The organism is Gluconobacter sp. DsW_058 (assembly GCF_002153615.1).
Lineage (GTDB): Bacteria > Pseudomonadota > Alphaproteobacteria > Acetobacterales > Acetobacteraceae > Gluconobacter > Gluconobacter cerinus.
In genome coordinates this window covers 1-21,894 of record NZ_JOPH01000073.1, presented here as the reverse complement: position 1 = coordinate 21,894, position 21,894 = coordinate 1, and the positions used below count along the sequence as shown (strand labels likewise).

At 52.9% G+C, this 21,894-nt stretch carries 13 protein-coding genes and 1 pseudogene; 8 read left to right on the top strand and 6 right to left on the bottom strand.

The window, feature by feature from the left end:
* Position 1: 1 nt before the first annotated feature.
* From HK24_RS12810 to HK24_RS12800, 3 genes are read left to right on the top strand one after another with little or no spacing between them, the layout of a single operon-like run.
* Positions 2 to 1,273, top strand: a complete 1,272-nt coding sequence (locus HK24_RS12810) for a TolC family protein (protein WP_233126266.1) — start codon at positions 2 to 4, stop codon at positions 1,271 to 1,273.
* Positions 1,270 to 2,427, top strand: a complete 1,158-nt coding sequence (locus tag HK24_RS12805) for an efflux RND transporter periplasmic adaptor subunit (RefSeq protein ID WP_233126265.1) — start codon at positions 1,270 to 1,272, stop codon at positions 2,425 to 2,427. Before HK24_RS12810 ends, HK24_RS12805 begins: the two co-directional genes overlap by 4 nt.
* Before the next feature lie 3 nt (positions 2,428 to 2,430).
* Positions 2,431 to 5,523 carry an efflux RND transporter permease subunit gene (locus HK24_RS12800; RefSeq protein WP_086634787.1) on the top strand — a complete coding sequence of 1,031 codons (3,093 nt, stop codon included), beginning with the start codon at positions 2,431 to 2,433 and terminating at the stop codon, positions 5,521 to 5,523.
* A gap of 177 nt (positions 5,524 to 5,700) precedes the next feature.
* Here the strand turns inward: HK24_RS12800 and HK24_RS12795 are convergent, their stop codons facing one another.
* From HK24_RS12795 to HK24_RS12780, 4 genes are all read right to left on the bottom strand, one after another.
* Complete coding sequence (locus tag HK24_RS12795; protein WP_086634786.1) at positions 5,701 to 7,041, bottom strand: MFS transporter; 1,341 nt, start codon at positions 7,039 to 7,041, stop codon at positions 5,701 to 5,703.
* 52 nt (positions 7,042 to 7,093) lie between these two features.
* Complete coding sequence (locus tag HK24_RS14010; RefSeq protein WP_086634785.1) at positions 7,094 to 8,761, bottom strand: FAD-dependent oxidoreductase; 1,668 nt, start codon at positions 8,759 to 8,761, stop codon at positions 7,094 to 7,096.
* Positions 8,758 to 9,702: a sugar phosphate isomerase/epimerase gene (locus HK24_RS12785; protein ID WP_086634784.1), complete on the bottom strand. Its 945-nt coding sequence runs from the start codon at positions 9,700 to 9,702 to the stop codon at positions 8,758 to 8,760. Before HK24_RS12785 ends, HK24_RS14010 begins: the two co-directional genes overlap by 4 nt.
* 312 nt (positions 9,703 to 10,014) lie before the next feature.
* On the bottom strand, positions 10,015 to 10,923 hold the full coding sequence (locus HK24_RS12780; RefSeq protein WP_086634783.1) for an ROK family protein: 909 nt from the start codon (positions 10,921 to 10,923) through the stop codon (positions 10,015 to 10,017).
* 216 nt (positions 10,924 to 11,139) lie between these two features.
* Between HK24_RS12780 and HK24_RS12775 the strand changes: the two genes are divergently transcribed.
* The 4 genes from HK24_RS12775 (at position 11,140) to nagB (ending at position 17,073) form a co-directional block, all read left to right on the top strand.
* Positions 11,140 to 12,279, top strand: a complete 1,140-nt coding sequence (locus tag HK24_RS12775) for an ROK family transcriptional regulator (RefSeq protein ID WP_086634782.1) — start codon at positions 11,140 to 11,142, stop codon at positions 12,277 to 12,279.
* A 206-nt stretch (positions 12,280 to 12,485) separates the two neighbouring features.
* The gene (locus tag HK24_RS12770; RefSeq protein WP_086634781.1) at positions 12,486 to 14,906 is read left to right on the top strand and encodes a TonB-dependent receptor; all 2,421 of its coding nucleotides are present in this window, start codon (positions 12,486 to 12,488) and stop codon (positions 14,904 to 14,906) included.
* 122 nt (positions 14,907 to 15,028) lie between these two features.
* On the top strand, positions 15,029 to 16,279 hold the full coding sequence (gene gluP / locus HK24_RS12765; RefSeq protein ID WP_086634780.1) for a glucose/galactose MFS transporter: 1,251 nt from the start codon (positions 15,029 to 15,031) through the stop codon (positions 16,277 to 16,279).
* On the top strand, positions 16,276 to 17,073 hold the full coding sequence (gene nagB, locus HK24_RS12760; RefSeq protein ID WP_086634779.1) for a glucosamine-6-phosphate deaminase: 798 nt from the start codon (positions 16,276 to 16,278) through the stop codon (positions 17,071 to 17,073). The genes gluP and nagB overlap by 4 nt, the downstream gene beginning before the upstream one ends.
* Before the next feature lie 125 nt (positions 17,074 to 17,198).
* Here the strand turns inward: nagB and HK24_RS12755 are convergent, their stop codons facing one another.
* Complete coding sequence (locus tag HK24_RS12755; protein ID WP_086634778.1) at positions 17,199 to 19,415, bottom strand: beta-N-acetylhexosaminidase; 2,217 nt, start codon at positions 19,413 to 19,415, stop codon at positions 17,199 to 17,201.
* A gap of 910 nt (positions 19,416 to 20,325) precedes the next feature.
* On the opposite strand from HK24_RS12755, the gene HK24_RS12750 reads away from it, so the two are divergent.
* On the top strand, positions 20,326 to 21,618 hold the full coding sequence (locus HK24_RS12750) for an NAD(P)/FAD-dependent oxidoreductase (RefSeq protein WP_046901819.1): 1,293 nt from the start codon (positions 20,326 to 20,328) through the stop codon (positions 21,616 to 21,618).
* Positions 21,619 to 21,786: 168 nt separating this feature from the next.
* Here HK24_RS12750 and HK24_RS13520 read toward each other — a convergent pair.
* A pseudogene (locus HK24_RS13520) lies at positions 21,787 to 21,894 on the bottom strand (IS481 family transposase); the annotation flags it as partial.

The following is a 21,894-nucleotide window of genomic DNA, read 5'->3' as shown; positions in this document are numbered from 1 at the left end:
GGTGCGGTTTCCAGCACATCTCTGCTTCGTGGTGCCGCGCAGGATGGCACTCGCCTGCCTGCTTTCAGTCGGCTGGTTTCCAACGCTTGCCCTCAGTGCAGACGACACAGTTATTCCGCTTCATACGGCTCTGGGCGCTGCCTGGGACAACGATCCGGTCCGCCAGGAGCTGGCTATCAATGCTCAATCTGCCGATGCTCGCGCAGCAGCAGCCAAGTCCTGGTTTGCGGGAGGCCCCATCCTGACGGCAAGCTACAGCGATGATCGGGCGTCTGGGACAAATCTGGGATACATCACGTGGCAAGGGGGCGTGTCAGTGCCGCTTTGGCTTCCTGGCCAGGGAAGTGCAACCGAGCACCTTGCTCAGGCGGATGCCAAAGCCGCTCTTGCTCGCGTTGAAGTGGAGCGCATGGCAATTGCTGTACGCGTGCTGGAACAGAGTGGTGCGGCCATTTTAGCTGATCGTCGCGTCATAGCCGCGCATATGCTCGTGCGGTCGATGGAACATATTGCGTCGTTGACATCCCAGTCAAAGGCGCAAGGCGAAACGACCGGCGTTGAGATGCAAGCAGTTAATGCTCAGCTCGCGGATATTCGCTCTGAGCTCGCTGAAGCGGAAGAAAATCAAACCCGGACCCGCGCCGAGTTACTGTCTCTGCTGGGCATTCCAGGTCTTCCTGATATTCTGTCTGCACAGGCGCCGTGGCTTGCCCGGATCCCGACGGGCAATCTTCAGGCTCTGGAAAACCTTGATCCCCGTATACAGTCAGCTCACCGCGCTGTCGTGGCCGCTGAGGAAGACATGCATCTGGCCCGGTCCAGTTTCATGCCCAATCCTGAAATAGGGATCGATGCAATTGATGAGGGGCAATACGGCAGCCCGTGGGCGACACAGGTTGGCGTGAATGTGCGCGTCCCTCTTCCCAGCGATGTTACACATACGCCTCTTCTCTCTGCTGCTCGGGACCGTCTCGCCGCAGCAACGCGTGCTGAAGTTCAGGCACGCCGTGCCGTTCATACGGAACTTGTTCAGGTCATGGCGCGGGTGAAAGCGGCTCATGAAATGCTGCTGCAATCGCAGACAAGTGCATCCCAGACCATGAAGCGTGCAGATGCCATGGAACATTCATGGCGCCTTGGTGAGACACCACTCATTGAAGCACTACGCGCCAGAACGGATGCGTGGCGCGCTCTCCTAACCTTGAATCAGGCCGAGGTTGCCTGGCATAGCGCCATCGTGCGTATCTGTATTTCCACAGGGACACTGCCTTGAAAACCATACGCTTTTTGCCGCTTTGTATGTTCGGCATCATGTCCGTGCCTTGTCAGGCGGAAACTCCTTCGTGGCTCAAGCCTGTCCATATGAGCGCCTTAGCGCAGCAAGGTGAAAGCATCTCCGTCTCGCCCGTCAGATACGGCGAACTTCACGCCCTTCTACCCGCAATGGCCAGTGTCATGGCCAATTCAACGCATTCGGTGATGATCAGACCTGCAGGAAGTGGCAAGGTTACTGAAGTTCTGGTCACGCCAGGCGCACGCGTCCGGAAAGGGCAAGTGCTGATGACATACACTGATCATTCCCTGCATGAACTCTATCTCGAACAGGGGCAGACCAATGCGGCATTAAGTTCAGCCCGGGCGGCGGTCTCAGAGGCTGAAAAAGCTTATCAACGAGGGCGCTCCCTGAGCGGCACAACAGTCTCATCCGGGGAAGTCCTCCGCCGTCTGGCTATGCTCCAGCAGGCACAGGCCACATTGGCTGCAAAGCGCGCTGATAGTGAGACCATCAAGCATCGTCTTGAAGAAGAATTCACCTCTGCAACAGAGACGATCGGGCATGGTGAAGACTCCCGACTGATTTCCCCCGTAGATGGCGTCGTTCAGAACGTCGGTGTTGCCGTTGCTGATGATGTTACAAGCGGCGATGTTGTCGCAAATGTAACAGACCTCTCATCAGTCTGGATCGTTGCGAGCATTCGACCAGAGGATGCGCAGGATCTCGTTATTGGTGGACGCTTTTCCGTTCGACCGTCAGGTCATATGAAACAACCGCCCGTCTTTGCGAAGATCAGCACTATTAACGATGTGGCGGATGCTGACACAGGGTTGCTTCGAGTTATTGGTACGTTTGATAGACCTGCCGTTAATCTCAGACCCGGCACAATGCTTGATGCGACACTCGAGACTGCCCAAGCCGCAAAGGGAATTATTGTACCGGCCACCGCCATACAGCAGTTCAATGGCCACGACGTGGTCTACACCCCTTCTGGGGGCACCCTCTTCCAGCCTCATGACGTGCACATACTGCTCTCAACCGACGACGAAGCAGTCGTACAGAGCGATCTGCCTCCCGACAGTAAAGTCGTAAGTAGCGGTAGCTTTGCTCTCAAAAGCGCGGCCATTTTTTCAGCTTCGAGCGGCGACTGAAATATGCTGGCGTTCATTCAGAAAAATACCTTTCTCCTGTTCGGCCTTGTCGCCGCACTGCTGGTCGGTGGTCTTCTCACTATTCCCGGTTTGCCTGTGGAACCAGTGCCAGACATCTCTCCTCGTCAGGTCATGGTTTCTGTCACGGCACCGGGTCTCGCAACGGAAGAAGTTGAAAAACTTATCACCTTCCCGCTTGAGACAAACCTCACGGGGATACCTGGGGTCACTGACCTTCGGTCTGTGTCTCGTACGGGTGTGTCTGCTGTCTATCTGCAGTTCTCGGATGCAACAGACATTGATCTGGATCGAACACGGGTCAGTCAGCGTCTGCAACAGGCGCGGGATACGATCTCGGTTCCCGGAATATCCATCACGATGGGCCCTCTCGCCACCGGTATGGGCGAGATCATGCAAATTCAGATCATGGGAGCGGGCTATTCCCTCACTGATCTGAATCGGATCATGACGTGGACCGTTGTGCCCCAGCTAAAGCTCGTTCCGGGCGTTGTTGACGTCAATGTCAATGGTGGCGCGGAAGAAACCTTCGAGCTGACGCTCGACCCGTCCAGAATGGTTGCATACGGCGTATCCATCCGGGACATCGATCAGGCTATCGAAACCAATAATGCATCATCCGGCGGAGGCTGGATTGCTCATCATGATGAGCAGCAGGTGATCGTCGCTCGTGCTCGGGTGACGGGCCTCGACGCATTCGGCCTGATACCCGTTAAGATGGGCCCTCGCGGGCACGTCATTCGGATCCGCGATATGGGGAAAGTTGCTCTCGGCTCACGTACGCGGCTGGGTGCCGTGACGCGTGACGGTAAGGGCGAGATCGTCAATGGCGTCGTGCTGATGCAAAATGGGGCCAGCTCAAATGCCACTCTGGACGCCATCAATGCAGCCCTTCCAGAAATTCGGCAGTCCCTTCCCCCCGGCATCAAGCTTGACCCATTTTATACGCGCGCCAGCCTGACCTCTGAAACAATCGGAACGGTCAAGGAAAACCTGGTGATCGGCGCTATTCTGGTGATTGGCGTTCTGATTGTTGTCCTGGGCGACTGGCGAGCTGCCTTTGTCATTGCGTCTGTTATCCCGGCAGCCCTGATCTTCGCCATGGCGGGTATGCGGTGGTTTGGCGTCTCTGCCAATCTGTTGAGCCTCGGGGCCATAGATTTCGGGATGATCGTCGACAGTTCGCTCGTCGTCGTGGAGCATCTTCTGGCCACCCGAGACAAAGCTACCAACAAGAACGATTTCAAAACACTCGCTCATCATGCACTTCTGAGCGTTATCCGCCCTGTCAGCTTTGCAATTTTCATCATCATTATCGTCTATCTTCCCATCCTCACCCTTCAGGGAATTGAGGGGAAGATGTTCAGGCCAATGGCCCAGACGGTTATTATGGCGCTGGTTGCATCCCTGCTTTACTGCGTTATCTGCATCCCGACACTTGCGGCATTGGTCATGCGGTTTGGTCTGGTCGATCGGGAAACGCGCTTTGTGCGATTTGTACGCCGCTACTACGAACCCGCACTTGCCTGGAGCGAACACCACGCGAAACTCCTGACTGGCATTACACTCACTACGTTCGCCATAGCGGTACTTGTTGCATCACGCCTTGGCGGTGAATTTGTTCCCCAGCTTGATGAAGGGTCTCTTCTCGTCACATCGCTACGGCTTCCGAGCGCCTCGCTGGATACAGTTTTACGGGGCGTGACTGAGGAAGAGCGTATTTTGAAGAGCTTCCCTGACGTTGCGACTGTGGTCAGCAACACGGGAACCTCGGCCATTCCCACAGATCCTATGGGTACCGCTGAAACAGATACGTTCGTGTTTCTCAAGCCCAGATCGGAATGGACAACGGCCGGGACTGAAGCTGGGCTTGTCAAAAAGATGAGCGCCGCCCTGAATGAGCGCCTGCCAGACGCAGATTACTCCTGGACGCAGCCTATCCAGATGCGAATGGACGACCTCCTTTCCGGCGTTAGAACACAGCTCGCAATTTCAATCTACGGAGATGACCTGGAGACACTGTCACGGCTGGCCAATACAACGATCAAGGCAATCAACAGCGTCCCAGGTGCAGCAGATGTGAACTCCGCCAGTGAGGGCACGATGTCCTACATGCATGTGGACGTAGATCGGGATTCAGCGGCTCGCCTCGGTGTGAATGTCTCGGACATTCTTCAAACCATAGAGGCCATTGGCGGCCATACAGGCACGTTCATTACTCTGGAAAACGCCATTATTCCGGCTCAGGTCCAGTTTGCGAGTGACGCTGTAAAATCCATGGATCGCGTGGGCAGGCTCCAGGTACGACGCGCAGATGGAGCCGGCTGGGTTCTGCTCAACGAAGTTGCCCATATTTCCCTCGTTGATGGGACGTCCCGCATAGATCGTGACAGTCTGCGCAGACGTATCATTGTACAGGCTAACGTCCGCGGGCGCGATGTCGCGAGCTTTGTAAAGGCCGCACAGACAGCAGTTGAAAAGCAGGTTGTCCTGCCCCCGGGATACCGGATGTCTTGGGCGGGTCAGTTCCGGAACCTTGAATCTGCCAGCCGACGGCTCGCTATCGTCGTGCCAATCGCGCTTGCCCTTATTTTTATCCTTTTGGTGGCCGCACTTTCTTCTTTGGGTACGGCAGCTTTGGTCTTCGTAAACCTTCCTGTGGCCGCAACGGGCGGTATTCTGGCGCTCGCCATACGAGGTATGCCTTTCAGTATTGCAGCCGGTATTGGTTTCATTGCCCTGTTTGGCGTTGCCATCCTCAATGGTGTGGTCCTGGTGTCCCAGATCAGAACATATCGGGACGAAGGCATGGAGGCCGCTCAAGCAGCGTTCGAGGCCGCGCGGGTTCGGTTGCGCCCCGTTATCGCAACCGCGTCCGTGGCGAGCCTGGGCTTTTTTCCCATGGCATTTTCCGGAAGTGCCGGAGCCGAAGTAGAACGGCCGCTGGCAACTGTCGTGATTGGTGGACTGGTGTCGTCAACGCTGCTCACGCTTCTGGTCCTCCCGTCCCTCTATGCGTTCTTTTTCAGCCGTCGGTCAGATTTGAAAGGCCCAAAACCTACGTCTTCCGCTGGTTAAGTTGCGGCGGGGCTCAGTATCAGAAGGCCTATCCCAGTAGCAGTGAAGATGCAGAATTAAATTTTCGCATCTTCACTGCATTACTATCTGATTATTTCATACATATGCCATCAGTCACGACTGACGGAAAATTCGTAGCTTCTGACACAAACTTTGTTTTTTGCCGTGAAGACATGATCAAAGAGAAGTAACAAGAAGCTCCTTCTCCGTTCCTCGAACTGATTTCCAGAGCAATAAAAGGACATACTGTATGATGACGGACACCAGAGGTAGAATAACAAATCCCGCGGTGACCCAAGCAGCGGTGCTCTGGTTTAGCACCAGAGATGTAGCGTCATAATGACCATAGGACAGGCAGAGTGCCAGAACGAAGCCAGTGACGCCCATAGACACTTTTGAAATCAATGTATTGATCGAATACGCCAGACCTGCGGCACCGGTCCCGTCAACCGCACGGCCATTATCAATTGCGGCTGCAAGGAAAACATACGATATGGGGGACATCAGCCCCTGCCCTAAAGCCAACGCCACAAAAGCTATCAAAAATCCCGGCAACCATGCTCCGCAAACGAGCATAGTTGCATAAGCTATACCTTGGACTGCTGTTGCCGCAAAAGCTGTCTTCATGATCCCAAAACGGCGCGAGCTTATTGGACAGAATGATGCTCCTGTAAAGCTGCAGACACTTGCAAGCGTCAGGATCGCTCCGCCCAAGGCATCAGTTCCACCGAGCACACATTTCACATAGTAAATTGCAAACCCATAGAGTGCGGCAATGACAATAAACTGTTGAAATACGATAGTGTTGCAAATGAGCCAGAGTCTGTTTTTAAACAGTAATCTCAAGGTTTTACGGATGTCATGGCGCGCAGGAGTTGTCGGATAACGCGCGACACAATTTGTGGATACCATCCGCCATAGAACAATACCTACGCAGGAAAGTAGCAGGACGAATATCGTAATTCCCCGCTGCCGATGAGCTATGCTGCTCCCCCCGCCCAGCCACGTAATGGCGGGAATGGTTAACGCGGCAATACAGAACTGCCCTACCTGACAGCCCATCATTCTGAACGAATTCAGATCAACCCGTTCGCGCGCTGACTTGGTCATCATGGGAGCGAGTGCCCCATAAGGCGTGTTGATACAGGAATATACGGCGCCGAATATAATATACGTTCCCCCTGCCCATAGTATTTTTCCCGTGGGCGAAAGCGGTAACGGCAGGAAACAAAAAAAATCAGCAATACCGAGCGGAATTGCCAAATTCCGGATCAACGGCCGAATAAAGAGTCCACCTTTTCGATCCACCACCCAGCCGATTGCTGGATCGCAGAATGCATCGAACACGCGTGCAATGAGTAGGATCCAGGCAACAGAGGCTGCCGGAATACCGTAGATATCGGTGTAGTAAAACATCAGATATGCGGACGTCAGACCCCACATCAGATTGGAAGACAGGTCTCCACAACCATAGGCCACTTTTTCACGACGAGAGATCTCGTTTAGCTGGCCTGTCATTACGACTCTCCAATGGCAGAAAGAAACTCTGAATGTGTTGCAGAACTCTGTTTTAGAGGCGCCCCGCTTTTAATTCTGTAGCAAGATGCTCACACGCCCGAATACTGAGCGCCATAACTGTTAACGTGGTGCCGAGTGATCCGCCTGTCGGGAAGCTGGATGCATCCGTGACATACAGGTTGGGGACTTCCCAGCATTGCCCATACGGATTCAGATATGAAGTCGCTGGGTCGCTTCCCATTCTTGCGCCACCACTTTCATGTATGGCGGCCCCAACTACGAGACTTTTCGGAAACATTTTACGCATGAACCACCGGATTGGCCAAACCTGGGCGGGGTACATTCCAGCGCCTTTCTGCCCCAAACCTAAGGGAGAAGCCCAGAAATCAACCAATCCTCCGCCACTTTCGATCATATCAGCACTATCCTGGATTTGGCGCTTTAACATCGCCCGCTCGTTGGAATGGATGCCGCAACTGATGTGAGGGAGAGGAATACCCCATCGATCCTTTCTGGAATAATTCAGCGTAATCCGATTGTCTTCATAAGGAAGCATTTCACCGAAGCACATCATGGTGACAGGCAGATATCCCTGTGCATCTGGTCCAGCATAACGCCCAATCGACCCCTGATAGGTATAGCCACCGGTGAAAGAGGCATCGTGATGATTGGCGCTATTTTCATATCGAGGCACATACATTCCCCCGGTCGCGCCAAATAACGGATGTTCTGGAAGAGTTTCCGGCTGCCCTTCACGCGCGATCGCAGGCCAGCGCCCGAACATCAGGCTGGCGCATTGATCCATAAAATATCGACCCAGGACGCCTGAACTGTTTCCGAGCCCGGAAGGATGTCTTGCACTACGGGAATTCAGAAGCAGCCGGACACTTTCAATGGGGGATGCGCAAACAACGACGGCTTTTGCGGAGATCGTGTGCCGTTTGCGAGTGCGGCGATGGACAAATGTTACGCCTGTCGCTCTTCCGCTGTCTGAATCGCTTTCAATCCTTTCTACAATCGCTTCAGACTGAAGTGTCGTGCGGCCACTCGCTAGAGCTGCTTCTAAGCCAGCAGGCAAAGGAGAGCTTTTGTAACGGTTGAACCGCCAAGCCACTGTGTGTCGATCTGCCCACTGCGCCTTCAGAGCAGCTCGAAATCCTTTTTCTTCCGGCGTCAGGGTCGCAGGCTCTGCCATGATTCCGTCGGGCGCGGTCTCTACACCGTCATCATTCCCGCAAATTCCAAGGAAACGCTCGACTTTCTCGTAGAACGGCGCAATGTCAGCGTAGGACAATGGCCAGTCTTCAGGTCCTGTTCCAAGACTTCGCCCTTTGAAGTCTGTATCGGACCAACGAAATAGAACGCGCCCAAAGACATGTAATCGCCCCCCTGTCTGCCTGCCGCGGATCCAGAGAAACGGCCTGTCTTTCGGTGTCGTGTAGCCATGTGCCCAATCATTGACGAAAAGATGCCGGAGTTGCTCTTTGAAAAATGCGACGCGGGCCTGAATAGGCTGCCCCAAGAGCGTTGCCTTCACACGAGGAAAAAGGGCTGTATGAGACCAGTTTCGACCAGAACGTGGCTCCACATCAGATTGCCTAAGCCGCTGGCCAGCCTCCAAAACCAACACCGATAAACCCTGTTCGGCGAGCTCTTTTGCAGCGAAACTTCCGGCTGCACCGGATCCCACAACGATCACATCGTACGCGGTGCGGGTCATGCAGACGCCCCTTCAAGGCTGTCATAAATCGTGTTGATAAATTGAACGCCGCCTTTCAGAGCTTCTTCAGGATTAGCGCAGGAATCCATTTCCAGAATTGGGCCACATTTTAGGGGAGATTTTTTTAATCGAGTGGCCAACTCCGCAAAATTGACGCTTCCCTGTCCTATCGGACGGAAATACGGTCGATGCTGGGCATAAATGGTCTCATCGATTTCAACTAAGATCGGCATCAAACCTGACGCATCTTTCCAATGCATTGCCACCACACGCTCAAGATGTCGCTCCAGGAGTTTAACCGGATCTCCACCCTCGATGGTAATGTGCGCAGGATCCAGACAGAGAGAAACATAGCGTGGGTCAGTTAGAAGCATAAACAGATCCACGTCCCGTGGAGCGCAGAAGACGGAATTTGCTTCGGTGTGCAATGCGAGAGCTACGCCTGCACGAGCAGTCACAGCCCCCATACGATTCAACAGATCCGCCATAGGCAGGGCAAGCGCCATATCGACAAACTGAACCGGCTCAGAAAGCCATGTCGTACGGCAAGGAAGGCCGACAACCAGCACTTTTCCGCCAACGGAAGAGAGGAATGCTGCTGCTTCGGCAACCGATGTGAGAATTTGCTTTTCTGCAGCGCGGTGCTCGGACAGTGGAATACGGTCGAGGTCTGCGAAAAAGCTGGACCATATAGAAAGGTCTCTATTTTTCAGTTCCTGTACCAGATTCTCTTTGGAACCAAAGGCTTTCGTCGCACTTTTCCAGTCAAATGGAGGAAATGTCAGCTCTATCCCGCTTACACCCGTTCCTGCCTGAGTATCCAGAATTTTTGTCCAGAAGACGAAAGGGTCTTTTTCTGCGAGACGTGCGATGTCGTCTTCGGAATTTACCCCCCAGAACTCGGGATTATAAAACGTGATCAGATCAGTCCCGGTTTTCATACAGGCTCTTTCTGTTGCCGCTCTCTAAAGCTGAGGATCGGAATAGACTCACTTGAGATGAAGTTCATTATGAAGAAGGAACGGACTGTGTGCAATCGTTTGCCATAAGGCACGTCACTGCAATTTTGCGGACACAATGAGCTGAAAGTCAGGGCGGGTCTAACTGGGTTTAGTGGCTTGGGCGCGCAATCGTGTCTTTTGTCTTTACCAAAAACTCAACTGGTCTGCCGCCGCGCATAATCAGGCGAGAATGAACCATGATGAGATTCCTCCAATACGAGAGACAAGCCCTTATAAGTAATGCGCGTTTGCCTACACGTCAGTGAGGCAAGCTGCCCCCAGCAATCCGGCTTCCGTCCCGAGTGTTGCCTGAATAAGAAGTGGCGCTTCAGTCGGGTAAAGAATTTTCTCTCTCACAGCACGATCAATCGCCGCTATCAGGCTCTTGGAGTTGCCTAAGCCGCCTCCCACCGGAATGATCGTGCATCCCGTAATGTTAACGACATGCGCGAGAGCAGCAGAAACGTAAGACAGATAAACCGCCATCGTCTTTTCAGCTTGAAGGTCTCTTCCTTCCCACGCGGTCAGAATGCTGCGGCTATCGGAAACGTCTCCTCCAGCCCAGAGGTGCAGGCGCTCAAGCGCCCGCGCTCCTGCTATTGTGTCCAAGCACCCTACCTGCCCACATCCGCACTTAAAGAGTGGAACAATATTTGAATGATCAGGCTCACAATTCATGAATGGCGGAGGCAGCACAGTAGGAGAATGCCCCCATTCACCTGTGATTCCGCCCAGACCAGTTACGATTTTCCCGCTGAGTATATGGCCGCCACCGATACCCGTTCCCAAAATAATGCCGAATACGTTTTGATGCCCCTTCGCGACACCAAATCTTGCTTCCGCAAGGGCAAAACAATCTGCATCATTGGCAATCAAAACTCGCCTATTGGCCTTGGCTTGTAAAAACTCCCCTAGAGACGCGTGCTTAAGGCAGGGAATATTGGCAGCGTGAACAATGCCAGTTTCAGGATTTTCAACGCCTGCAATAGCGATATGCAGGGGAACTCCCGGCCATGGCCGACACAGTTCGACGAGAGCGTCTACAAACGCGGTCAGGTCATTAACTGGCGTCGGCACCGCGGTTCTACACTCTAGTTTACCCCCTGGCCTCACAGCGGCAAAATCGATGAATGAACCACCTATGTCTGCACAGAGAATCATATATGCGTCCGCTTAAGAATGAGGCAGCCCCGTCTGAAACGTGCAGTAGCAGTCTCGTCGGCGAAGCGATTTTAGTGAGGCAGATTCACCACGTTCGTTATCCGGTTAAAGAGCGAGACGTTCTTTGTAAATATGTTGATGTAATTCTACGGTTTATAATTTAGATAAAAAATTATCTCACACCTAGCGTCTCCTGCGAGACGAGCAGGAAAACCAATGCTTTCAGCTGGCCACTACCAGATCCTCAGCACTCTCAGTCGTGAAGGCTCAAAAAGTCGAACCGAGCTGGCTCAATTCCTGGGGCTCAGCAAAGCAACTATTTCCGGATTGGTCCGAGATCTCCTCGACAAAGACATCCTTTCCGAACGCGAACTCGTTTTCGGAGTAGGTCGGCCATCTGTCTCCTTGGCCGTCAGAGCGGATGCTGCCTGGTTCATAGGCATTTCCATGCAGGACGATCCGATGGTGCTCGTGCTGACCGACCTACACGGCACAGTACATGCACGTGTAGAGCTGCCTCGCCCTACAGATCCAGATGAGTGCATCAGTGCCCTTGCCAGAGCAACTGAGCAACTACGGCAGACCATGGGAGAAGCAGGAGACAAGCTTTCCGGGATTGGAATTGCGCTTCCCGGGTTCGTCTCTCGAGACAGACATACCTGCGTCGCTTGCACTGCCCTGGGCTGGCGGAACGTCAACATCGGCACGGCCATGGCAGAGAAGACCGGGCTACCGACATGGGTTGAAAACGATGCCAAGGCGCTGATCCTCGGTGAGGAACTCTTTGGGCCTCTCAGAGGGAGCCCTGATTTCAGCATGGTTTTCGTCAGTCACGGCATCGGCTGCGCGCATATCGTCAACGGAAAACTACTCTGGGGCAACTCGGGAGGAGCCGGAGAAATCTCACATGCCCCGGTAACGCTGGAAAACTCCGATGCTCTTCCCTGCCGCTGCGGTAACAAAGGATGCCTGGAGACAGTTGCTTCCCTGCTCGCCATCTCCAATTCGGCGCGAAAGATTGGGCTTCCAACCAGCGCCCAGGAGCTCACAACTTTGGCTACAAGCGGCAACCCTGAAGCACTGACAATTCTGCATCGCGCAGGATCGGCCATGGGTATCGCGACGGCGCAACTCATCCAGATGCTGGATCCAAGCCACGTTGTGGTCATGCTCGACACAGCATTGAGAAACGGGGTTTACGGGCATGCACTTCTCCACGAAGCAGAATCCCACATTCTGAACCGCGTTGGCGCTCGAACCATGATCCACTTCCGCGATTTTGAACCAGATAGCTTTGCGAGAGGGGCAGCGAGTTTGGCCGCGCGATATTTTATTTTTGGCCAAGACGACGTTTGACCCCACCCCAGATAAAAGAAACCACCAAAATTCGTGCTTTTTTAGCAACAGTTTTGAATGCAGATCGAAAATTGCTTTGTTCGCATTATGAATTAAGTTTCGCTTCTTTGAGACCTATTGCGCACTAAAACATGGCCCTGCATGATGATTGCCATAAAGAAACGAAATATCGGCGCTGAGACGGGCCGTAGAGTGGAGTTGTCACAATGCGCATAACATTCCGTCAGCTTTTGGTTTCCTGTGTCACGATGGCCAGCCTCGTGAGCGTGAGTGCTAACGCACAGGATAACAAAGCTGCCCCCGCCTCATCCAAAGGCTCCTCAACCACCAAGGCTTCTGCCACGTTGCGACATTCCAACTCTTCAAGCCCAGGCCCCTCTGTTCTGGGGCAATTCACCCCGTCGGTCGAAGAGATTTCCGTTACAACCCATTCTCTGTCAGCAACGGGCGTTACGAACCGTACCCCTGGCGGCGGTCTTATGCCGCATCAGACGGCTCCACGATCCCAGAGTGGTGTCACGCGTGATTTCATCGCCAAGCAGTCTCCGTCTTCCAATATTACGTCACTGGTTGCGGATCTTCCTGGCGTTACAGTCTCGAGTCAGGATCCTTATGGCATGACTGGCGATCATATCCAGATGCGCGGACTGAATGAGACGCAGATCGGTTATCTGTTCGAAGGCGCCCCTCTCGCCGATCCGATTAACTACGCGCCTTATACCAGTACGCTGATTGATACAGAGAACCTTGGGGCTGTTACGGTTTCTCAGGGCTCGCCTGACCTAAATGCTCCGTTTTACAATGCCGTTGGTGGCCAGATCACGGCGTCAGCCCTTAATCCTTCCAGGAAGGCTGGTGGCTTTATCGACGTTGCTGGTGGTACGCACAGCTTTAACAAAGAATTTCTTCGACTCGAAACAGGCAATATTGGAAACTCGGGCATCCGTGGGTTCGTGTCGTTCTCTCACACCAGTTATAATAACGGTGCTCGTGGACCAGGCGGCCTATTCCGTTATCACGTCGATTCAAAGTTCGTAAAAGAATGGGGCGACGGGAACAGCATCTCTGCAATGTTCTCCTATAACCGTCAGCAGGCAACATCATGGCGTTCGCCAACGATGGCGCAGTGGAAGCAATACGGCGTTGGCTTTGCCTATTCCCCGACGTTCTCTCCGGGCAATGCCTCTTATTACAAGCTGAACCAGCAGAACCTGAATCAGCAGCTCGTCGTCGTGCCGATGCACTTCACACTCTCAGATCACCTGCACCTCCAGGTAACACCGTACTATGTGCACCAGTTCGGCCCCTCTCTTGGTGGCGAGAATATTCCTGCGAGTGGCGGATATTACGGAACACAACAATACGGCAATCTAGACCGTGGAACGGTTGTTAATGGCAACATCCTGACGTCCAGCCGTGACCCGTGGAATCAAAAGACTGGCGGCCTCAATACTTCTGCAGACTGGAACATCAGCAGAAGCAACACGTTTTCGTTCGGTTGGTGGTACGCGTATACAACGCATGAAGAGCTTTCAGATTTCACGCCTGTTAACGCAAACGGTGTGGGACTCTCAGGTGGCGTAATCCGACTGAATGGCAAGATCTTGTCCGGTTACGACCTGAATTTCATGCAGCAGGTCAACACACTGTTTATTGCTGACACCCAGAAGCTCCTGAACGACAAACTGACGCTTAGCGCAGGCTTCCGGGTTGCCATGGTGTCACGTCAGGGTACCAACCTGATCCCAGGCGCTGACCCTTACAAGATGCAGGGCAACTATTTCGAGCCGCTGCCGCAGTTCTCTGCCAGCTATCAGATCACCAAGCAGGATCAGATCTATATCAACGGCACCACGTCTTTCCGTGCGCCAGAATCTGTTGAAGCCTATTCCCAGATTTTCGATCCGAATTCCGCCCATGCTGTGATGCAGCCGCAGAGCCTGAAACCTGAATACTCGATCAGCGAAGAAATTGGCTATCGTCATCAGGACAAACTCTACAACTTTGCGATGTCACTGTTTAACATCAACATCACGAACCATCAGGTTACATCAACGGGCTACATCCCGGGTACGAACATGATGGTTGCGTCCCCGATCAATATTGGTGGCCAGACGTCTCGTGGTGTTCAGGCCGAATTTGGACTGGCGCGCTGGCACCACTTCAGCCCCTATGTGTCTGGTCAGTTCCTGCACTCAACGTTTGATAATGACTTCAACACAGGCAGCGGTCTCCTGCCGACGGCCGGCAAGATTGCGGTCGGCGCCCCGAAGTTCACTGTTGCAGTCGGCCTGAATTATGATGACGGGCACTTCTTCGGCAACTTTGATCTCCGATATGTGGACTCCCAGTACACGACATTCATGAACGACCAGAAGATGCCGTCGTACATTACGTCAAACATCGCACTTGGTTACCGTATGAACTCTTATGGGCGTATCAAGCACCCACAGATTCAGTTGAACCTCACCAATCTTGGCGACAACCATTATCTATCCGGTTCGAGCTACACCTCCAACGCCAAGGCCCATCTGACATCCACAGGTGCGACCGCAAGTGCCAGCGCACCAGTTTATTATGTCGGTGGCGTGTTCGCGGCGATGGTCTCGCTTTCCACAGGCTTCTAATTCCCACGACAGGCTGCTGATCACATCAATACTGGTCAGCAGCCTATTGAGAGGGCGATCTTTTGTTTAAGTTTCCCATATCGAGCCCTGCCGGGGCTTATGGATGGCGGCCTGTCCTTATCATGGCCGCCCTTTTTTTCAGCATAGGGTTTGTTACCTGGCTGAATGGGCCTCTTATCACTTTTGTGCAGGTTGCCTTCAACCTTAGTGACGTGGCGTCCTTTCTTGTTCCCGTGTGTTTTTATCTTGCATATTTTGTCTTTTCCCTTCCCGCGACCTTGCTATCCAAGCGGATTGGCTTGCGACATGGCCTGGTTGTATCGCTGGCCATTATGGCTCTTGGCACCGGCCTGTTCGGGGAGTGTGTTAACGCACGTTGGTATGCAGGGGCGCTCAGCGGATTGACTGTGATTGGCGCAGGCCTCTCCCTCCTTCAGATCACGATCAATCCCTATGTCAGCTTCCTTGGCGATCACGACCGTGCGGCTCAGCGAATTGCCATTATGGGGGTGGCGAACAAGTTTGCAGGCATTGTAGCCCCTGCCCTGTTCGCAATTATCGTCATGCCGCACGTCGGAGACGTTGCAGCCAGCATCCATAACACACCTGCCGGACCGGAACGCGACGCTATACTTACCGGCTTTACCAATGCCGTACACACGCCGTACCGCGTGATGGCTGGCCTGCTCGGGCTGCTGGCGTTTCTTGTTGCGCTATCCTCTCTCCCTGAAATTACAATGGAGCAAGACATTCCGGCACAAAGTCTAGGGCGCCGCAGGAATTCTCTGAGACTAGCCACTGGGGTACTTGCCATGTTCCTCTACGTGGGTATCGAGGTTTTGGCAGGGGATGCGATTGGGCTTTTTGGGCGTTCTTATGGCCTTTCTCTCGATGTAACCAAGTACCTGACGGCCATGACGCTCGCATCAATGATGGCAGGATATGTTGTTGGCATGGTCGTGGTTCCCCGGTTTATTAACCAGGAACGCTACATGATTGTGTCTTGCATTGTTGGGGTCCTCATCTGCCTGATATCGCTAACAACACATGGGATCGCACCCGTGTTGTGTGTAGCATTACTGGGCTTCACCAATGCCATGATCCTTCCCGCCCTCTTCCCCATTGTACTCGCGGCAGCCGGTGCTGACGGCGCAAAGGCAACAGCCTTCCTTGTCATGGCCTTTTCCGGAGGCGCTGTGCTCCCTCAGATCTTTGTTCATCTGATCCCGGAGCTTGGAACAACTTCGGCCTTTATGGGACTAGTAATCCCATCCTACCTCTTCATCGGGCTTTGGATGACTGTTATCCTGATAAAAACTCAACCAACGCTCGCTAACCTTGTTAAAACGCCTGCAGGAGCTCCCGAGGCATGAAAATCTTGATTTGCCCGGATGCGGCATCCGCTCGAACTGTCTCCGCCCATGTTTTGAAGCGTCAGATAGTGAAGAAACCTGCATCCGTCCTTGGGCTCGCAACCGGGCGCACAATGGAAGCAATCTATAAGCTTCTTGTTACGGAACACCGTAAAAGCAATTTGAATTTTTCGTCCGTAACAACATTCAATCTGGATGAATATATTGGGCTAGATGCTGAGAACGAGCAGTCTTACCATTATTACATGCAGGAGCATTTGTTTTCGAAAGTTAATGTTTCGTCGAACAGCACGCACGTTCCTAATGGTGCGGCAAGTGACGTAGACGCAGAAGCCAAAAATTACGAAGCCGCTATTGCTCAGGCTGGAGGTATCGACCTTCAACTTCTCGGGTTGGGCCAAAATGGGCATATCGGGTTTAATGAACCACTTTCTTCACTGAACTGCCGAACACGCGCCATCACTCTTGCTCAGACCACACTTGAGCAGAACGCGGAGATGTTTGGGGGGGACCCAGACAGCGTTCCCTCTCGGGCCATCACGATGGGAACAGCAACCATCCTTGAGTCACATATGGCTCTCATGGTCGTCACTGGCCCAGCTAAAGCGCAAATTGCAGCACAGATGATTGAAGGGCCCGTTACTGCAGCTGTGCCGGGATCAGCATTGCAATACCATCCATCCTGCCTGGTCATTTTAGATGAAGACGCAGCATCCGCGTTAGTCGCGCGCGAAGCCATCGATTGGCAAATGAAGCACGATCCTGAACTGATGGCTTTGACGGATTGTCTATAAGGCGTAGCGGGGCAAAATTTTTATTCTCTACCCCGTCAATTTTCATCAGGTTCTCGACCATAATAGAAACAGAAGACTTAATCCGGCGCCGGGTAAGAACCCCGTTGCGCCGGAAATAGTAAACCTTACCTTGCGCTTTGAACCAGTGCGTGAATTCCTGGGACGATAGCAATCAGCAAACCGCTCGGCGGAATAACGCGTTCCTTTCCTGCAAAGCTTGTCGGGTCGATCAACGTCAAATCCTGTTCCGCCAGCAACTGCTGAGCCTTTTTGTGCCAGGCACGATTATGAGCTCCAGGTTCCATTGCCTCCAGCCCGATCTGTGCCAATTGAGAGAGCTGCTTGGAGACAGGCTCAGCCAACTGGAGCTGTGGCGTCGTCGCAACTTGTGTATAAGCTGCATCATTAGCTGCCCAGACACTCAAGGAAGCTCGAAGCTGAGCGGCGGCACTCTTGTCCCCTGCGGCATAGCGCTTCGCCAGAGCGTTGAATTCTATCGCGCTGAAGCTATCCGGTGAAGCAATAGAGGCTGGACTTTTGAGCATCGCATCCCCTGTGGGGCCTGCCAAATGGTTCAACGCGTAGTTCTGTACCGGCACGGTTACGGACGTTAGCACCGTAAGTGGAGTAATGTTGCTCGGCGTGAGCTCTGCAATCATCCGATCCGTATGCTCGCGCGCGAGAAGGCCCGTACTCTCGAGTTCATTCATGACAACAGGAAGCCTACGATACAGATCGTCAACATCCTGAACTGTTTCCGGCGACCAAAAGCGTTCAGCAATCGCTGCCGAACGCGGCCATAGCCGTGCATCCAGCATCTCATCAGATACAATTTCCGCCCACAACGGCGCTTCCCCGCCTAGAACCAGCTTGCGTTGGGCTTCGTCCAGAGGAGCCATATCCGGATCTGGAGCAAAAGCACGTTCTAGGCGATCCAGCGTTTGATGACGCAGCCGCTCGGCATCTTCAGCGCTTATATTAGCCGGGCGCGTCGCATCCGGATCAACGGCATAGTGGTTGGCTGAGGAGTACAGAAGATCCAGATAGTATCCGGCAGACACAACTACCGGATGGCCAGCCTTCGTGGCAGATCCAGTCCATTTCGCGTTTCGCCAGACTTCAACCACAACATCTTTCGGAATGGGCGCTTCGCTAACTTCGTCCCACCCCATCATGATCTTGCCTTGCGCGGCCAAAGCCTTTTCAATCTTGGCCGTGAAGGCTGCCTGAAGCGCCGGGACATCTTTATAGCCATTGGCTTTCATGTAAGAGACGATCGCCGGGTTATCCAGCCACTGCTGATCCTGAACCTCGTCCCCACCCGAATGGATATAGCGATCCGGAAAAAGCCTTCCGATCTCAGCATAGAGATTTGCTGCAAAATCAATCACCTGAGGACTGACCGGGTTCAGTGCCGCATTATTCAGATTGGGCCTGCGGCTACAGTTCGTCGTTGTCTGCCCATCCGCTGAACTCGTCGTACATGCTCTGCCCGCGGCATCAGTCACGAGCACGGGTTGTTGCGCGGCCAGCTCTGGATAGGCTTGCAAGAGAGAAAGCGTATGGCCTGGAATATCGATCTCTGGAACCACCCTGATCCCACGATCGGCAGCATATTGAACAATGCTCCGCACTTGGGATTGCGTATAATATTGGTGATGTGCGCCAACATCCTGAAGCTTCGGGTAACGAAGGCTCTGGATCCGGAAGCCGGTTCCATCACTCAGATGCCAGTGTAGAACGTTGAGCTTTGTGAGTTCCATCGCATCAAGCTGGCGCTCCATAGTTTCGACAGACATGAAATGTCGGGAGACATCAATCATGAGGCCACGCCAGGAAAACCGCGGGGCATCCTGAATATCGCCCTCAGCAATCTGGCGACCTGACGGACCTGGCTGCACAAGCTGCAGAAGAGTAGCTAGGCCGTGGATCACGCCGGCCGGTCCACCTGCCTCAAGTTGAATATTCTGCCCCTTTACGGACAGACTGTATCCTTCCCGTTCATTTACCGTCAGATAAGAAGGGTCTTTCCCGGCTCGAATATGCAGGACGGTTTTGGGTTCGTCGTTACCTGAACCGCCCTGTAATTTTTCCAGTCGGCCGAGAAACCGGGCGACGGCTCGCTGCTCAAGAGCTGTGGCTTTTCCGTCCCAAACGATCTTCACGCCTTGAAAGGGAACGGATCGACCGCTCAAACTCACGTGGGCGGGAACAGGCAGCAAAACCGGGCTGGAAGACAATGCCTCCTGGGATTGCGCATGCGCTTGAGACAAGGAAAATGCGCAGACACTACTGAGCAAGAACCCAGAAAGTGCGAGAGCGTGCTGGAGGCGTTTTTTCACAAACTGTTATCCTGATCGGTTAGGAGAGATTTTCGCGGTTCACATAAAACGTCATGAGACTGGGTCTCGGGGGTGATCCGAAGACGTCATAACTGCATCAATGCGTCAGGCTCATCGATACAGTCGGGGATGATTAAGAAGGAAGATTTCTCAGTCATAATTGGGGGCAAAGTCTCTCGTTCGACGTCATCTCTTCACTGCTCCCCGAAAGATTTTTTGTATTCTTATTACGATATAGGAATTAAATCTCTGTCAATAGATTTTCATCCTGCATTAACGACGCCGAGATTGTTTAGGCGAAAAACTTAATCGAGGGCGGATTAAAGCCCCTCTCAAAGCCCTATTTGGGTTCACACACACCACAATTTTGAAGCTCGTGAATGACTTAGAAAACGATGCGTCCATCGTTTTTCGTCAGTCGTTTGCTCGACTAAATATGGTGATCCTCCTCGCTTCATCATGAGAGCACTGCCTGTAGAAAAACGAAGATGCATGATTTTTGAATCCGGGAAATCATTCTCGCGACATGTTTCCTTTGGAAGGAAAGACAGGCAACCCTTTGCACAGTCAAAGACGGAAAAGAATGCTGTCTTTTATCGATAAAACAATCACCCACGATGAATTTGCACAAAAATAATCACAAATAATAGAAATATATATTCTAACTTCACATATATTTTATCAAAAAAATAGGTTTGTATTTCGATTTAATCAAAGTAAATAATTGTGTATCCGAAATAAGCCTCGCGCCATAAATATGAAATCACCAGAATATTACTTTCTAGAATTTCAAAAAATTCTAATGTCCACCACAACGTTCGTGGCCAGTTCATCCGGCTTCTACTCTCCCCGGAAATGTTCTGTATCACTTCCTTGTGCCTGACTCCTATAAAGGGGGGCGAGAAAATCAATGGCGTCTAAATCTGAAATTCTGATTGTTGGTGGTGGCGTTGCAGGCCTGGCTCTAGCGACGCGGCTTGGAAAAGCCATGGGAAAACCGGGAAAAGCACGCATCACGCTGATCGACAAAAGCTTTTCCCATGTTTGGAAGCCAATGCTCCACTGCTTTGCGTCAGGCACGGTGGGAAACGAAAACGATCGTATCAATTTCATCACTCAGGCCAGCGGTCATCATTTCGAGTTCTGGCCGGGAGAAGTTGTATCACTTGATCGAGAAAAGCATGAAGTTGTCCTCAGCCCTCTTCATGCTTCCGATGGGACGGTGGTATTGGAAAGCCGAACCATTAAGTATGACACCATAGTCATTGCTATTGGCAGTTGCGCCAATGATTTCGGCACACCAGGCGTCAAGGAACACTGTCTTTCCATTGATAACCTAGTCGAAGCAAATGCTTTCAATGAAAAATTTCGAATGGAGCTTCTGCGATCATTCGCGAACAATTCGGAACTAGATATTGCAATTGTTGGCGGCGGCGCAACGGGCACCCAACTCGCCGCAGAATTGCACAAAGCACTTGAAATAGTCGGGCCTTATAACCTCCATGCTTTTGGCAAACCGCCACCGAAACTGCGTGTGACTCTCCTCCAGTCAGGGCCACGTATTCTTCCAGCCTTTCCGGAATCAGTGTCCGCAGCCGCCCAACAGGAACTGGAACGGATTGGGGTGACGGTTCGAACATCAGCACGTGTCGCGGGGGCAAACTCAACAGGTTTCGTCCTGAAAGACGGGTCCCAAGTCTCGGCAAAACTTCGGGTCTGGGCTGCAGGTGTAAAAGCTCCCGAAGTTACGACAACTTACGGCGGTCTTGCTCTGAATAAAACTGGGCAGATCCTGGTCAATCCAAACCTGTCTTCAATCGCAGATGACAGGATCTTTGCCATGGGAGATTGCTCATTCATCGAGAACGATCCCCTTCCCGCAACCGCGCAGGTTGCCAGACAGCAGGCTCGGCATCTCGCACGTTACCTGCCCGCCTGGATCGAAAAGGGCCAGAAGGTTCCAGCCTGTATCTTTCATAACAAGGGCGCCATTGTCGCCTTGGGGAAATACAACGGCTGGGCAGCGCTACCCGGAGGCACCGTTTGGGGTGGCGGCGTGTCTCATGGTTTGTCCGCGAGGCTTGGACACCTGATGCTCTACAGAAAGCATCAAGTCGAAATTTTTGGCCTCTATCGCGGTCTGATTTCTTGTTATTCGGATTGGGTGGAGGGTTTCGTACGGCCTTCTGTACGACTGGACTAAACGCCGCCATTAGCGGTTCAAGAGACCTCGGATAACATTTGCGCCACGACGCGCTGCCCCCGGAGAACGATCGCCGAGCGACTTATCAGTCATCTCTTTCTGTCGGTCTCGGTACAAACTATGACGTTCGGGCGCGGCGCGGATGACACTCAGAAGATCCCTAGGTGTTTAGTCCCGTGGGTTGATGATGAATCTTTCTGGCTCTGAAGTCCATATTTTGCAGATGTATTCGTAAGGCGTGAGGCCGTTCAGGGTCTTGAGTCTTCGCCCGAAGTT

Bases quoted from the DNA above. Each gene is read 5' to 3' on its own strand.
- HK24_RS14010 (WP_086634785.1), bottom strand. From the start codon at position 8,761: ATGACCCGCACCGCGTACGATGTGATCGTTGTGGGATCCGGTGCAGCC.
- HK24_RS12785 (WP_086634784.1), bottom strand. From the start codon at position 9,702: ATGAAAACCGGGACTGATCTGATCACGTTTTATAATCCCGAGTTCTGG.
- HK24_RS12775 (WP_086634782.1), top strand. From the start codon at position 11,140: ATGCTTTCAGCTGGCCACTACCAGATCCTCAGCACTCTCAGTCGTGAA.
- gluP (WP_086634780.1), top strand. From the start codon at position 15,029: ATGGCCGCCCTTTTTTTCAGCATAGGGTTTGTTACCTGGCTGAATGGG.
- HK24_RS12795 (WP_086634786.1), bottom strand. From the start codon at position 7,041: ATGACAGGCCAGCTAAACGAGATCTCTCGTCGTGAAAAAGTGGCCTAT.
- nagB (WP_086634779.1), top strand. From the start codon at position 16,276: ATGAAAATCTTGATTTGCCCGGATGCGGCATCCGCTCGAACTGTCTCC.
- HK24_RS12780 (WP_086634783.1), bottom strand. From the start codon at position 10,923: ATGATTCTCTGTGCAGACATAGGTGGTTCATTCATCGATTTTGCCGCT.
- HK24_RS12770 (WP_086634781.1), top strand. From the start codon at position 12,486: ATGCGCATAACATTCCGTCAGCTTTTGGTTTCCTGTGTCACGATGGCC.
- HK24_RS12750 (WP_046901819.1), top strand. From the start codon at position 20,326: ATGGCGTCTAAATCTGAAATTCTGATTGTTGGTGGTGGCGTTGCAGGC.
- HK24_RS12800 (WP_086634787.1), top strand. From the start codon at position 2,431: ATGCTGGCGTTCATTCAGAAAAATACCTTTCTCCTGTTCGGCCTTGTC.